Consider the following 13,743-nt stretch of genomic DNA (forward strand, 5'->3'; position numbering starts at 1 on the left):
TGTTGAACGCCCTGGATGACCTGCCCGTCGTGGTGATCGGCGCCGGCCCGGTCGGTCTGGCCGCCGCCGCGCACCTGCACGAGCGTGACCTACCGTTCCTCGTCCTGGAGGCCGGCGACACCCCCGCCGCCGCCGTGCGGCAGTGGGGACATGTCCGGGTCTTCTCCCCCTGGCGCTACAACATCGACCCCGCCGCCCGCCGCCTGCTCGACGACGCTGGGTGGGTCACTCCCGACCTGGAGGACCTGCCCACCGGCGCGCAGCTGGCCAACGACTACCTCCAGCCCTTCGCCCAGCTGCCGCAGCTCAAGCCGCACCTGCGCTACGGCGCCCGCGTCGAGGCGATCAGCCGCCTCGGCCTGGACCGCCTGCGCACCGCCGGCCGTGAGTCCACGCCGTTCCTGATCCGCCTCGCCGACGGCCAGGAGGTGCTCGCCCGCGCGGTCATCGACGCCTCCGGCACCTGGGACACCCCGAACGTCCTCGGCGCCTCCGGACTGCCCGCCCGCGGTGAGCGCGACGTCGCCGGGCATCTGGAGCACCCTCTGCCCGACGTCCTCGGCGCCGACCGGGACCGCTTCGCCGGCCGACACACCCTCGTCGTCGGCGCCGGCCACTCCGCCGCCAACACCCTGCTCTCCCTCGCCGAGTTGGCAGAATCCGCCCCGGGCACCGACGTGACCTGGGCGATCCGCTCCACCTCACCGGCGCGCACCTACGGCGGCGGCGACGCCGACGCGCTGCCCGCACGCGGCGCGCTCGGCTCCCGGCTGCGCGCGCACGTCGACGCCGGCCGGATCCGCCTGCTCACCGGTTTCGCCGTGCACGCCCTCGCCCCCACCGACGGTCGGGTCAGCGTGGTCGTGCGCCACGCCGACGGCAGCGAAGAGCAGACCACCGTGGACCGCATCGTCGCGGCGACCGGCTTCCGCCCCGACCACTCGATCGCCGCCGAACTGCGCCTGGACCTCGACCCGATCATGGGCGCCACCCGCGCCCTGGCCCCGCTGATCGACCCCAACGAACACTCCTGCGGCACCGTGCCCCCACACGGCGTCAACGAACTCACCCACCCCGAGCCGGGCTACTACGCCGTCGGCATGAAGTCCTACGGGCGGGCGCCGACGTTCCTCATGGCCACCGGCTACGAGCAGGTCCGCTCCGTCGTCGCCGCCCTCGCCGGAGACTGGACCGCCGCCCGCGACGTCCAACTCGACCTACCCGAGACCGGGGTGTGCAACAGCAACCCGAACGAGTCAGCCGACGCCGACAGCTGCTGTGGACCGGCACCAGCCGCCCAGAGCTCCGGACGAGGCCTGGCCACCGGCATCGCCGGCGGGCTGCTCGCCGCGCCGCTGGCCCTGCTCACCCTCGACGCAGCACCCGCCGACACGCAGACCGGCGGCTGCTGCGGCAACTGATGCCCACCACCATCACGGTGCCCGCCGACGCAGTCGTCGGCGGGTTTGGTCCCAGATCCACACCCTCGGTCAGCTGTACGCGGTGATGATCGGCGTCGGGACCACCGGCGCGATGTGCGACCCTCGCCGAGGGCGGTCCAGGGTGGTGGTGGTTGGGTTTGCCGGCGGCGTGGGGCGCGTTCGCGCACTGCCTGGGTGACTCGTTGACGTCAAGCCGGTGCCCGTTGTGGTGGCCGCGGCGGGTGCGCGGGTGCCGGTGGCAGCCGGTCGGGTTGCCGTGGTGTTTGCGGTTCCGCACCGGCGGGGTGGGTGAGCGGCGGGCGTGGTGGGTGCCCGTGGTCGGGCTGCTGGGCTCGGGCGTGTACCTCATCAGCGCCGGCTGACCGGTCGTTGACGGCCCCGAGTAGGTCAGGCGGGCCGGTCCGGCGCCTCGGCCAAGAATCCGTCCCAGTCGCGCCGCCACCACCGGCCGGCTGAGTCGCGGAACTCCACCGCTACGTCGATCGCGTACTCCAGGTCGAAGTCCGCCTCGGCCTTCCGCCTTATCTGTTCCGGCAGAGGTGTCCAGACGCCGTCCTGGTGTGGCGGTACGACTCGGATCTCGTAGCCTGCCGCCAGGCGGTCCGGCTTGTCGGCCCAGCGGTAGAGGACGATCACGTGGTAGACGGGCACGTTGGAGGCGTTGAGCACGTAGGCGCCCCACGTCGGCCTTGACCGCAGCAACGGTTGGAACGTGTCGCTGGGTGCTACGACGTTCACCACGCCCTCTTGCTGCGCAAGCCACACCGAGACCAGGGAAGCCTGCTGCCGTTTCTCGTCGAGCGCGCGTTCACGCCGTTCGTCTTCGGCTCGCCGGTCACGACCTGACTCGATCTTGTAGACGCGGAACGCGACGAGGGCAGCGACGAGGGCGAACGCGAGGGTGGCGACGTTGGCGAACGCGCCGACCCACGTCGCAACGTCACCGAGTTCGGCGCGGGCTAGCCGCGCGGACAACGAGACGTAGATCGACAGCACGTCGCCGACCGTACAAAGCGGCCGCAACGAGCAACCGCCTCCGGCGCCGGGCCTCAGCCTGGTGTTGGCCTGCGGTTCGGCACCCAGACGTAAATCCAGGGCGGGCCGGCGGGGGCCTGGCCCTCCAGTTCGTAGAGCGCGTCAACGTCGGCCTCCAGAAGTTCGCCCCCGTACTCGATTCACAACCACAACTGGTCGATCGTCTCCGGCGGTGACCCGTCGTCGTCGAGGGGCACGAGCAGGGACCGGCCGTCGACTGGACCGCCGACGCACGGCAGTCGACCGCTCCCATGCCCTGATCTCTGCCGCCCAGCGGCGGGCCCTGCCGGTTTCGGCGCAACCGGCACAGTGACCCGTCAGGAGACGCCGGCGCGTGGATGCCCGGTATCGCTATCGCCCTCGCCACCCTGGCCGGGGAGCCTGGTGGTGGGCGAGCCGCCGCTCCCACCGCGGCGGCTGCGTCGGCACAAGCGGCTGCCGATGCTCGGCCGGATCACCAGCATGAACGCGGACCACCGGCAGCCCGGTACGGTCCACCGATGACCGTCGTCCGCTCCATCCTGCTGTTCGTCGTCGCCGCCCTGTTCGAGATCGGCGGGGCGTGGCTGGTCTGGCAGGGCTGGCGGGAACATCGCGGCCTGTGGTGGATCGCCGCCGGCGTCATCGCCCTCGGCGCGTACGGATTCGTCGCCACCTTCCAACCCGACCCGAACTTCGGGCGCATCCTCGCCGCCTACGGCGGCGTGTTCGTCGCCGGGTCCCTCGCCTGGGGCGTGATCGTCGACAAGTTCCGGCCCGACCGGTGGGACATCATCGGCGCCGGCATCTGCCTGATCGGCGTCACTCTGATCATGTACGCGCCACGGTCCGCAGGCGGCGGTGGGTGACAAAGCGTCGGCACGTGGTCGGGGTTGATGCCCGCCGGGTCGATCGAGAAGCGGGTTGACCATGACCTTGCCGACCGCCTCGGCCCCCACCGATCCGACGTAACGCAACGGCGGCCACCTGGAGTCGATCTCGACTGCCCATGCTGTGCCAGTCAGCGGGCTCAGTGGCTGAACTGCTGCCCGGAGTGGGCATGTCCGTGACGCTGGGACCGAGGTGGGTGGCGCCTCAGCCAGCAGGCTCGTCCTCGTCGGAGAGCGGTGTCACCAGCATGTTGCCGGTGTGCTCGTAGATGATCGAGCTGCGGAAGCTGACGACCTCCCGTCGCTTGCTGACCTTGTCCATCAGGAACGCGTGCAACTGCTCGATGTCGCGCACCGCCACGTGCACGAGGAAGTCGTCCCCGCCAGCGACGACATACACCGACAGAACCTCCGGCAGACCGGAGACGTACTGCTTGAAGCCCTGGATGACCGGGCGGCTCAGCGGACGCACCTGGACCGAGAGCAGCGCCTGCACCCTGCGCTCGAGCGCGGTCAGGCTGACCGAGGCGTGGAACCCGGTGATGACACCGCGGCGTGTCAGCGACCGGACGCGTTCCAAGCAGGTGGACGGAGCGATCCCCAACGTACGGGCGAGTTCCCTGTTGGTTTGCCGTGCATCGAGCTGCAGATGTCGGAGGATCGCCGAATCCAATTCGTCCATGACCGCCATTATGACGAATTCTCCGAACGAAGTTCAGCACCAGCCGGCTTTCACCGTTCAATCGTCTAGCTTTCCTGACGACGCGGCTTCCCTCTGCTTCGACCGCCTGGAGCCGGCGGTCGCGCTCAGCGGGAAACACCGAGAGGAGACAGCATGGGAAAGCACCGGCTGGGGCTGGTGGAAGCGACCGCCCTGTTCATCGGGGCAGTCCTCGGCCCGGGCGTCATGGTGCTGCCCGCGCTCGCCGCCAAGGCCGCGGGGCCGGCCTCGATCCTGGCTTGGGCCATCCTCCTCGCGTTCAGCGTGCCGGTGGCCGTCACGTTCGCGGCCCTCGGCGCGCGCTACCCCGACGGTGGTGGGGTCGCCACGTTCGTCAACCGTGCCTTCGGCCCCCGTCTCGCCGCGGCGGTCGGCTGGTGGTTCTACTTCGCGGTGCCGGTCGGGGTGCTGGCCGGCGCACTGGTGGGCGGCGAGTACGTCGCCGCGGCGCTGGGCGCCGACGCGACCGCCGCCCTGTGGATCGGAACGGCGATCCTCGCCGCCGCCTTCGTCGCCAACTATGTCGGGCTGCGCTTGTCCGGCCGGGTGCAACTCGCCATGGTCGGCATGTTGGTGGTCCTGCTGCTGGTGACGGTGATCGTGGCGGCGCCCGCCAGCCGCACCGTCAACTTCACCCCATTCGCCCCGCATGGCTGGGCAGCCATCGGCGCCGCCGCCACCGTCCTCTTCTACGCCTTCTCCGGCTGGGAGGCCGCGAGCCACCTCTCCGCCGAGTTCCGCGACCCGCGACGCCACCTACCGCTCGTCACCGGACTGACACTGGGGATCGTGTCGGTGCTCTACCTCTCGCTCACCGTCACCACCATCGGCGTGCTCGGCGGCGCTGCCGCCACCACACCGGTGCCGTTGAGTCTCCTGCTGGAGACCGCGTACGGCCCCGCGGGCCGAACGATCACCGCCGTCGCAGCGGTCTTCCTCAGCTTCATCGCGGTGAACACGTACATCGCCGGCGGCGCCCGGCTGGGGGCGGCACTGGGCCGCGACGGCGCGCTGCCGCAGGCACTGGCCGCAGGCGGGACCGCGGGCGACGTGCCGCGGCGCAGCCTCACGGTGCAGATGATCCTGTGTGCGGTCAGCATCCTGCTCACTGCGGTGTTCACGGTCGGTCTGGACAGTCTCGTGCGGCTCACGTCCGCGTGCCTCGCGGCCGTCTCCTGCGCCGGGATGATGGCCGCCACCCGGTTGCTGCCGCGGGGCGGCGTCCTCTGGTACGGCGCCATCACCGGCGTGGCCTTCACCGCACTGGTCCTGGCGTTCTGCGGGATGCTTGTCCTCATCCCGGTCGCACTCGGGGTGGCCGCGTTCATCAGCGGTGCCGCGTCGGCGCGGGTCCGCGCCGCTGGTCCACCACGATCGGAGGTCACGTCGTCTATGAGAGTCGGCGGCCCGGATACCTGACCCGTACCTGAACTGGCCAACCCGGACGGAGACGGCCGGGGGCTTCACGGACGAGGCCTGGTCCGAGAGCACATCCATCGATATAGGCTGGGCTGAAAGTCACCTTTGTGGAGGGAGACCGATGACCACGCGACGAATGGGTGCTCGGCTGGCAGGTATCACGCTGCTCGCGGCGGCGGTGATCTACGTGGTGCCCGCGACACCGGCGTCGGCGGCCTGTGGGCAGGGCTGGTCGGACCGGAGCAGCCGTACAGCCGTGGTGACGGCAAGCGGTGTCCGTTACCGCACCGGACCGCACACGTCCTGCACCGCCTATGGCCAGGTGAATCGTGGCGTGACGGCGTACCTGGACTGCGCCACGGGCGGCGACACGGTCAACGGCATCGCCGTCTGGTGGCACGCGCGCTTCAGCACCGGTGGGTCCGGCTTCATCAGCGGGGCGTACCTCAATCCGTGGGTCCAGTACACCACCGAGAACTGCTGATCGACCGATCGGCCGGGACCAGGGCTCGCACTCGCGACGAGCGACCCGGGCCCGGTCGATCGACGGATCGACGTGGGCACGATCTTCGCGGCCCGGTAGGTTCTCTCCGCCAGGCAGCGTCCTCAAAGGATCGCGTGCCGGAGGGCCGGGGCTCGATTTCGGGTCACTCCTGCGGCGCGATCAGCCGGTCGTCGGTGGCGTCGTGGACCGTGATCGCCTCCACCGGGCACGAGTCGGCGGCGTCGAGGATGACCTCGGCCGGGGCGACGACGTCGGCCAGCGGCGCGGACAGGCCGCCGACCAGGTGGAAGTGCTCGGGCGCGGTACCGGCGCAGATGCTCGTGCCGATGCAGCGGCGCGAGTCCACCCCGATCCGCCAGGCGGTACTCACCAGGCCACCGGCATGCCGAGCAGGCCCCGCACCAACATGCCCCGCTTCCACTCCAGCTCGCTTTCCGGTACGGCGAGCCGCAGTCCGGGCAGGCGAGTCACGAGGGTGGCGACGGCGACCTGCAACTCCATGCGGGCCAGCTGTGCGCCGACGCAGTGGTGTACGCCGTGCCCGAAGCCCAGGTGCGGGTTCTGCTCGCGGTCGAAGTCCAGCCGGTCCGGGTCGGCGAAGACGGTAGCGTCCCGATTCGCCGATGACAGTGAGCCGAGAACCGGCTCACCGGCCCGGACCAGCACCCCGCCGACCTCGACGTCCTCCTTGGCGTACCGGGCGAAGGAGGAGCCGACGCCGAGCGGCACGTACCGCAGCAGTTCCTCGACCGCGGCCGGCACCAGCGACGGGTCGGCCCGCAGCCGAGCGAGCTGGTCGGGATTGTGCAGCAGGACGTAGATGAAGTTGGGGATCTGGGTCACGGTGGTCTCGTGGCCGGCCGCGAGGAGCCCTCCGGCCAGCTCCACCAGCTCGGTCTCGCTGAGCCGATCCTGATTCTCGTCGCGGGCCCGCACCAACGCGCCGAGCAGGTCGTCGATCCCCGGCTCGCGGCGGCGCTCGGCGACCAGATCACCCATGTAGCCCCAGAGATTGTTCAGGTACTCCTGGATCGTCTCCAAGGGCAGGGAGGTGGTCGAGACGATCGCCTCGGACCAGAGGTGGAAGCGGTCGCGGTCGGCGTACGGCACCCCGAGCAGCTCGCAGATCACCTGGATCGGCAGCGGCGTGGCGACGTGTTCCACCAAGTCGGCCGGAGGACCGAGCCGGACCATGTTGTCGACCAGTCCGTCGGCGATCTCCTGGGTTCGGGGTCGCAGTGCCTCTACCCGACGTGCCGTGAACGCCTTCGCCACCAGCCGGCGCAGCCGAGTGTGATCGGGCGGGTCCATGGTCAGCATGCCGCTGTACTGCTGGCGCGGGGTGAGCCTGGGCTCGTCGCGCTCGACGGCCGGGGCGCGGCCGAACCGCACGTCGCCGAGGACCGTACGGACGTCCTCGTACCGGGTGGCGAGCCACGCCTCCTCGCCGTAGGGAAGCTTTACCCGGGTCATCGGCTCGTTCTCGCGCAGCTCGCCATAGGTCGGATCGACGACGAGGCGGTCGGGCACACTGAACGGGTACGGCCGCACGGGCGGAACGATTCGACTCTCGGTGGTCTGCGCGCTCTCCGTCATCCGGATTCCCTTCGTCGAGACGGCGTGATCCTCAGGCCGGCACCATGTTCGTGGTGGCACCGGATTGCCAGCGTCCAGGACTTACGGACAGCACAGATTGACAATCAGTAATCTTCCGACATCGGATCGTAGCGGGAGACGTCGATGATCGCCATGGAGCGCTGGTCCACGTCCGTACGCGACAGGGTTTCCGTGGCGAACGCCTGCGGCGACCGTCAGCAGCCGAGCCGCTTACTCGAGAGGGCGATGTCGTCGATCCAGAGGTCGAACTCGCCCGGTGTCGTGCCGCCCTGGTAAAGCTGCCAGCCGATCTTCACCGTGTCGACCGTCGGCAGGACGAAGGGAACATCGTTGCCACCGTGGTCACTCGTGGAGGCTGTCAGCTCCGGGTTCGCCACGCCATCGATCCACACCGCGACGCGGTTGTCGGTCGCGTCGATCTTCCACTCGACGCACTGCCAGGTGTCCTCGACGACCGGGGCGGACTCCCGCCAGTTGGTCCAGTCACCGGTCGGACCGCCGTCGGCGCCGACCCCCCAGAAGGTTCCGGGGACCGTGGGCGCGTACTGGCCACCGACCGGACGGACGACCTCCGCGCTTCCGGTTCCGGTCGCTTCCACAAGCGTGAAGTGCGCCCAGTCCGGGGCCGTGGGGAAGGCGTCGACGCGCAGGCGCATCCGGCCGTAGAAGCGGTTGCCCGGCGCGGCGAAGTCGTCGACGCGCAGGAAGGCACGTCCGTTGTCAAGCGTGCGGACGTGCAGCACCTGGTTGCCACGGCGGGCACGTTCGACGGTGAGTGTGCCATGGCGGGTGTCGACGCCCCAGTTCAACGTGCTTGGCCCCCCGGGAGGCAGTCGCTCGAAGTCCTCACAGAAGAGCAGGCCCCGAGGACACGAGGACGGGGAGGCCCCCGATGCGCCGGCCGGAACGCTGCCGACTGCGGCACCGAGGATCAGGGCGGCGCTGAACACCGCGAGAGAACTGCGCATCGTCATCCTCCAAGACGGCTGGCTCCCCACCACAGGGGCCGGGCCAGCAGGAACTTTCCGGCCATCCGACGCTGAGGTGCTCCCGCTCGCACCGCTACGGCGCCGTTGCCTCCGCGCCGCAGCGATCCGAGCTGTTCCGGCACGACCACATCAGCTCCGGTTGCATCGATGAGCATCACTCTAAGGGAAGATGTTGGTTTCGGTCGGCCGGCGGTGGCGTTACGTAGTGCCCGTGCGGCGCGACGTGCGGGGACCTGCCGACGTGCGACTGCGCGGGCTCGATGGCCACCACTCCATCGGGGTGCGGGGACCGGTCGCTCGCGACGACGGGCTGAAGCCGCTGTGACGGGGTTCACAGCCGCGATGCATTCACGCAGGTCAAATGATTCCGCTTCTTTTCGTACGTGTAAAAGTTGTCCACATGGCGGGATCCGGGTCTGCGGGCGCAGTCATTGCGCTTAGTGTTGGCGTCGATTCGGAGCGTGATCACAGCGCCCCCGCCGCATCGGATTCGGTGCGAGAGAAACCAATCACCGGAGCGCCTCGAGGAGCGACTCCGCCTGTTTGCTGATAGCGGTTCGGCCCTGTTCCAGTATCGGAAGATCACTGAATAAGCACGGGGGAAACATGACGCTGGTCACACAGTCGGAAATCAGCACTGCCGCAACAGGATGGCACCGAACTGTTCTTGACGACATCGAATACCGCCTCGTGGATCCTGGCTTCCCCTGCGTTTTCTCGAAAAACGCGTACCGGAAGCAGCTCTTGCATTTCATCTTCGTGGAAGGCGCCGCGTCGGGCGACATCGCGCATCTGGCCGATGGACTCAAGAAATACGTCGAACTCTCCGAGGCGTGGGACGGCAGGTTGGACACCGCCTATCCCCTGCTCGTGGCCTTCGGACCGGATGCCACCGATGCGACTTCTGTCGAGGAATATCACGCCTTCGGCTGGCGGGTTCTCCAGTGCCTGCACGCGGTCGACCCTGCACCCTGGCCAGATCACGTCGGCCGAGATCCCGATTCCGAGGCATGGTCCATGTGCTTCAACGGCATGCCGCTGTTCTGCAACATGAGCAGTCCCGCGCACCGCGTCCGCCGCAGCCGCAACCTCGGGAACCATTTCATCTTGGTCATCAACCCACGCGAGCGGTTCGATGTCTTCGCCGGTGACACGCCGAGCGGACGCAAGACCCGTTCGAACATCCGCAACCGGATAGACCGCTACGACGGTACACCCCGCTCCCCGCAGCTGGGTTCCTACGGCACCAACGCGCTGGAATGGCGACAGTACGGACTCACCGAAGAGAACGTGGAACGGGCCGACAGGTGCCCATTCCTTCTCGAAACGTCCAGCGTTCGACGCAACGCACGGCCCTGGATACAACGCACGAAAGGAACGACATGATCGATCTTATTGTTTCCCAAGGGCGGGTGGCCGACCGCGCACCGCGAATGATCGAGGGTGCGGCGCGCATCGCAAAGGCACTGGAGGACCGCTACGGCATCAAGGGGCAGTTCATTGGAAGCCCCTCGCCTGCGGTCGACGACGACTGGAGCGTCAGTCTGCCCCAGGCGCGGGAGACGCTCACCGGGTTGCAGCAGGCGGTCGCCGCCAGCGTGGCGGACGGCAATGTGCCCCTGATGGTCGCCAACACCTGCTCGACCGGCCTCGCTACCCTGCCGGTCGCGGCCCGCGAGTATCCGGACGCGAAGGTCCTCTACATCGACGCGCACGGAGATTTCAACACGCCGGGGACCACCGGCACGGGTTATCTCGGCGGGATGGTCCTGTCCGGCGTGTGCGGGCTCTGGGACAGCGGCCACGGCGCGGGCCTCACGGCGGAACGCGCGATCCTCGTCGGGGCGCGCGACATCGACGAGGCCGAACACCAGCTCCTGCGCGCCGCCGGCGTCCGGGTCATCCCGCCTGCGCAGGCGAGCCCGGAGAACGTCGTGGACGCGGTCGGCGGGTCGCCGGTGTGGATCCACATCGACTGGGACGTGCTGGAACCGGGGTCGGTGCCGGCCGACTACACGGTTGCGGACGGCATGACGCCGGCGCAGATCCGGGCGATATTCGAGGCGTTCCCCCCGGAGCGGATTCTCGGCGTCGAGGTGGCTGAGTTCAACGCTCCGGCCGATGACGCGAACAGCGAACGGGCCGTCTCCGTCGTGCTCGACATGATCGCGCCGTTGTTCGACGAGGCGCGCTGACACCCTCATCGGCGAATGGAGACTGCCACATGCCACTTCACGACAACATTCTCGACACCATTGGCCGTACACCGATCGTCAAACTGCACCGGCTCCCACCGAAGCATGTGACCGTCTACGTGAAGGTCGAGTCGTTCAATCCCGGCGGCTCGGTAAAGGACCGACTGGCGCTCGCCATCGTCCTCGACGCCGAGGCGCGGGGCCTGCTGAAACCCGGTGACACCATCGCGGAGTGCACCTCCGGAAATGTCGGCATCGCCTTGGCGATGGTGGCGGCGGCCCGAGGTTACAAGTTCGTCGCGGTCATGTCCGACTCCTACTCCGTGGAGCGGCGCAAACTCATACGCGCCTACGGCGGAAAGGTCATCCTCTTCCCGAGCGTCGAGGGCAGCAGCGGCGGGAACCGCATCGCGGACGAGTTGGCGGAGAAGCACGGCTGGTTCCGCGCGAAGCAGTTCGAGAACCCGGCAAACCCCGCATACCACCGGGAGACCACGGCGTCGGAGATCCTCGGCGATTTCGCCGGGAAGCGGCTGGACTTTTTCGTGACCGGTTTCGGCACCAGCGGCACCCTGACGGGCGTCGGCCAGATGCTGAAGCTTGCTCGGCCGGGCGTGCGTATCATCGTTCCCGAACCGGACAACGCGTCGGTGCTGGCCGGTCAGGAATGGAATGTGCACCAGATCCAGGGCTGGACGCCGAATTTCGTGCCTGAGATCCTCGACCGGACCGTCGTTGACGACCTCGTGACCGTCAACGAATATCAGGGACGAGACACCGCGCGCCGACTCGCCGCCGAAGAGGGAATCTTCGTGGGGATCTCTGCCGGCGCCACTCTGGCGACGGCGCTGCGCGTCGCAGAAACCGCGCCGGATGGTTCGGTCATTCTTGCGATGCTGCCGGACACCGGCGAACGCTATCTCTCCACATTCCTGTTCGAAGGGGTGAGCGAGGGGTCCGACGACGAGTGGCTGGCCTCTCTGGACGCCGCGCCGTACGAGTCCTGAGGAAATCACCGCACGGGGAGCAGACGTATGCGGGAATACATCCCTCTCGCCACTCGATTCATCGACCTGCCCGACGGCTTCACGATGAGACGCGGCGGCTCGCTGCGTGGCGCGCGCATCGCCTACGAGGCCTTCGGACATCTGAACACAGCCCGCGACAACGTCATCCTGATTCTCACCGGTCTCTCACCGGACTCGCACGCCGCCTCGCACCCGGACGACGCCACCCCGGGTTGGTGGGAGGCGATGCTCGGGCCGGGCAAACCCATCGACACGGACCGCTGGTATGTGATCTGCGTGAACCCGCTGGGCAGCTGCAAAGGCTCGACGGGGCCACCCTCGGTCGACCCGAACACGGGTGAGTCCTACCGGCTGGATTTCCCGGACCTGTCCATCGAGGACATCGCCGACGCGGCGGCGTACACGGTGCGAGCACTCGGCTTCGACGAGCTGGCCTGCGTGATCGGCGCCTCCATGGGCGGCATGAGCGCGCTCGCGCTGCTGGCTCGGCATCCCGGCCTGGCACGCCACCACATCAACATTTCCGGGGCGGTGCACTCCCTGCCCTTCTCGATCGCGGTCCGGTCTCTACAGCGCGAGGCGATCCGGTCGGATCCCTACTGGAATCGGGGCCGATACGACGAGGAGAACTATCCACGGCACGGCATGGCGGCGGCTCGCAAGCTGGGCATGATGACCTACCGATCCGCCCGGGAATGGGATGTGCGCTTCGGCCGGGCGCGGCTCGCCCCGGAGCTGCGCCAGCAGGGGACGGCGTTCGGCCCGGAGTTCCAGGTCGAGGGTTATCTGGAGTGTCACGCCCAGCGGTTCCTGCGCCGGTTCGACCCCAACAGCTACCTCTACCTCAGCCGGTGCATCGACTGGTTCGACCTGGGCGAGGCCCACGGGGAGCCCGACGGCGACGCCGGTGCGGTGCTGGCCCGGCTGAACCTGGAGCGGGCGCTGGTGATCGGCGTGCAGACCGACATCTTGTTCCCCCCGCACCAGCAGCGGCAGATCGCCGAGGGACTGCACGCTGGCGGTACCGATGTGCAGTACCTGCTACTGGACTGCGACGAGGGACACGACGCATTCCTCATCGACATCGACCGCTTCGGCCCACCGGTGGCGAAGTTCCTCTGGGCGATGTGACCCGGCAAGCCCTTCTTTTCGAACGGAGAGGTCGACGTGTCCGGACAACCGAGAAGGATCGCCCTCGTTACCGGCGCCAACCGTGGCATCGGCTTCGAGACAGCGCGGCAACTCACCCAGAACGGCGTCCAGGTGCTGCTGTCCGGCCGTACCTCGAAGAAGGTCGCCGAAGCAACGGTGGAACTGCGCGACGCGGGACTTGATGTCGAAGGCCTGGTGCTCGACGTGACGAAGGAGGAATCCATCGCGTCCGCCGTTGAGGAGGTCGAAAGGAGGCACGGCCGGCTCGACATCCTCGTCAACAACGCCGGCATCCGGGTGGAGGAGTACGGCAGGAGTCCCTCGGAGCAACCCCTGGACCGGTGGCGGGAGACCTTCGACACCAATCTCTTCGGCGTCGTCGCGGTGACCACGGCCTTCCTGCCGCTCCTTCGCGCATCCGCGGCGGGGCGCATCGTCAACGTCTCCAGCCTGCTCGCGTCGCTGACCACACACAGCAACCCGAGATCGTACGTCTACAGCGACACGTTCAAGTCGCTGCCGGCGTACAGCGCCTCCAAGAGCGCGGTGAACTCCTGGACGGTGCACCTGGCGTACGAGCTGCGCGACACCCCGGTCAAGGTGAACTGCGTGCATCCCGGATACACGAAGACCGACCTGAACGACGGCGACGGCGACCAGCACGTTTCGGAAGGTGCGCGCACGAGCGTCAGCATGGCGCTGTTGGACGACGACGGGCCAAGCGGCGCCTGGGTGCACGAGGGAGAGAACCTGCCGTGGTGACCGTTGCGC

At 68.6% G+C, this 13,743-nt stretch carries 14 protein-coding genes; 9 read left to right on the top strand and 5 right to left on the bottom strand.

From position 1 onward, the window contains the following. Positions 1 to 2 precede the first annotated feature (2 nt). Entirely contained in the window at positions 3 to 1,421 is a 1,419-nt protein-coding gene (locus ACIBD9_RS30280; RefSeq protein WP_396722780.1) for an FAD-dependent oxidoreductase, read from the top strand. A gap of 408 nt (positions 1,422 to 1,829) precedes the next feature. On the opposite strand, the gene ACIBD9_RS30285 is transcribed toward ACIBD9_RS30280, so the two are convergent. After that, positions 1,830 to 2,438, bottom strand: a complete 609-nt coding sequence (locus ACIBD9_RS30285; protein WP_396722781.1) for a hypothetical protein — start codon at positions 2,436 to 2,438, stop codon at positions 1,830 to 1,832. A 539-nt stretch (positions 2,439 to 2,977) separates the two neighbouring features. On the opposite strand from ACIBD9_RS30285, the gene ACIBD9_RS30290 reads away from it, so the two are divergent. Further along, entirely contained in the window at positions 2,978 to 3,325 is a 348-nt protein-coding gene (locus tag ACIBD9_RS30290; protein WP_396722783.1) for a YnfA family protein, read from the top strand. A 226-nt stretch (positions 3,326 to 3,551) separates the two neighbouring features. Here the strand turns inward: ACIBD9_RS30290 and ACIBD9_RS30295 are convergent, their stop codons facing one another. After that, positions 3,552 to 4,028, bottom strand: a complete 477-nt coding sequence (locus ACIBD9_RS30295; protein WP_396722785.1) for an Lrp/AsnC family transcriptional regulator — start codon at positions 4,026 to 4,028, stop codon at positions 3,552 to 3,554. Positions 4,029 to 4,181: 153 nt separating this feature from the next. Between ACIBD9_RS30295 and ACIBD9_RS30300 the strand changes: the two genes are divergently transcribed. Together ACIBD9_RS30300 and ACIBD9_RS30305 are read left to right on the top strand one after the other, a co-directional pair. After that, positions 4,182 to 5,486, top strand: a complete 1,305-nt coding sequence (locus ACIBD9_RS30300) for an APC family permease (protein WP_396722787.1) — start codon at positions 4,182 to 4,184, stop codon at positions 5,484 to 5,486. 121 nt (positions 5,487 to 5,607) lie between these two features. Next, positions 5,608 to 5,970 (top strand): hypothetical protein, encoded by a 363-nt coding sequence (locus ACIBD9_RS30305; RefSeq protein WP_396722789.1) that lies wholly within the window; start codon positions 5,608 to 5,610, stop codon positions 5,968 to 5,970. A 163-nt stretch (positions 5,971 to 6,133) separates the two neighbouring features. Here ACIBD9_RS30305 and ACIBD9_RS30310 read toward each other — a convergent pair whose 3' ends face one another. The 3 genes from ACIBD9_RS30310 to ACIBD9_RS30320 all read right to left on the bottom strand — a co-directional run bounded on the left by ACIBD9_RS30310 (position 6,134) and on the right by ACIBD9_RS30320 (position 8,576). Further along, complete coding sequence (locus tag ACIBD9_RS30310; protein ID WP_238660286.1) at positions 6,134 to 6,361, bottom strand: ferredoxin; 228 nt, start codon at positions 6,359 to 6,361, stop codon at positions 6,134 to 6,136. Then, a complete protein-coding gene (locus tag ACIBD9_RS30315) occupies positions 6,358 to 7,587 on the bottom strand; it encodes a cytochrome P450 (RefSeq protein ID WP_396722791.1) in 1,230 nt (409 codons plus the stop codon). The genes ACIBD9_RS30310 and ACIBD9_RS30315 overlap by 4 nt, the downstream gene beginning before the upstream one ends. Before the next feature lie 215 nt (positions 7,588 to 7,802). Then, on the bottom strand, positions 7,803 to 8,576 hold the full coding sequence (locus ACIBD9_RS30320; protein ID WP_396722793.1) for a hypothetical protein: 774 nt from the start codon (positions 8,574 to 8,576) through the stop codon (positions 7,803 to 7,805). 627 nt (positions 8,577 to 9,203) lie between these two features. On the opposite strand from ACIBD9_RS30320, the gene ACIBD9_RS30325 reads away from it, so the two are divergent. The 5 genes from ACIBD9_RS30325 to ACIBD9_RS30345 are packed head-to-tail and all read left to right on the top strand — an operon-like array spanning position 9,204 to position 13,734. Next, entirely contained in the window at positions 9,204 to 9,983 is a 780-nt protein-coding gene (locus ACIBD9_RS30325) for a YqcI/YcgG family protein (protein WP_396722794.1), read from the top strand. Further along, on the top strand, positions 9,980 to 10,792 hold the full coding sequence (locus ACIBD9_RS30330) for an arginase family protein (RefSeq protein WP_396722821.1): 813 nt from the start codon (positions 9,980 to 9,982) through the stop codon (positions 10,790 to 10,792). The genes ACIBD9_RS30325 and ACIBD9_RS30330 overlap by 4 nt, the downstream gene beginning before the upstream one ends. A 29-nt stretch (positions 10,793 to 10,821) precedes the next feature. Continuing rightward, complete coding sequence (gene cysK, locus ACIBD9_RS30335; RefSeq protein WP_387172988.1) at positions 10,822 to 11,799, top strand: cysteine synthase A; 978 nt, start codon at positions 10,822 to 10,824, stop codon at positions 11,797 to 11,799. A 27-nt stretch (positions 11,800 to 11,826) separates the two neighbouring features. After that, the gene (locus ACIBD9_RS30340) at positions 11,827 to 12,951 is read left to right on the top strand and encodes a homoserine O-acetyltransferase (RefSeq protein WP_396722796.1); all 1,125 of its coding nucleotides are present in this window, start codon (positions 11,827 to 11,829) and stop codon (positions 12,949 to 12,951) included. Positions 12,952 to 12,987: 36 nt separating this feature from the next. Beyond that, on the top strand, positions 12,988 to 13,734 hold the full coding sequence (locus ACIBD9_RS30345) for an SDR family oxidoreductase (RefSeq protein ID WP_396722798.1): 747 nt from the start codon (positions 12,988 to 12,990) through the stop codon (positions 13,732 to 13,734). Positions 13,735 to 13,743: the final 9 nt, after the last annotated feature.

Source organism: Micromonospora sp. NPDC050784, from assembly GCF_044456765.1.
GTDB lineage: Bacteria > Actinomycetota > Actinomycetes > Mycobacteriales > Micromonosporaceae > Micromonospora > Micromonospora foliorum.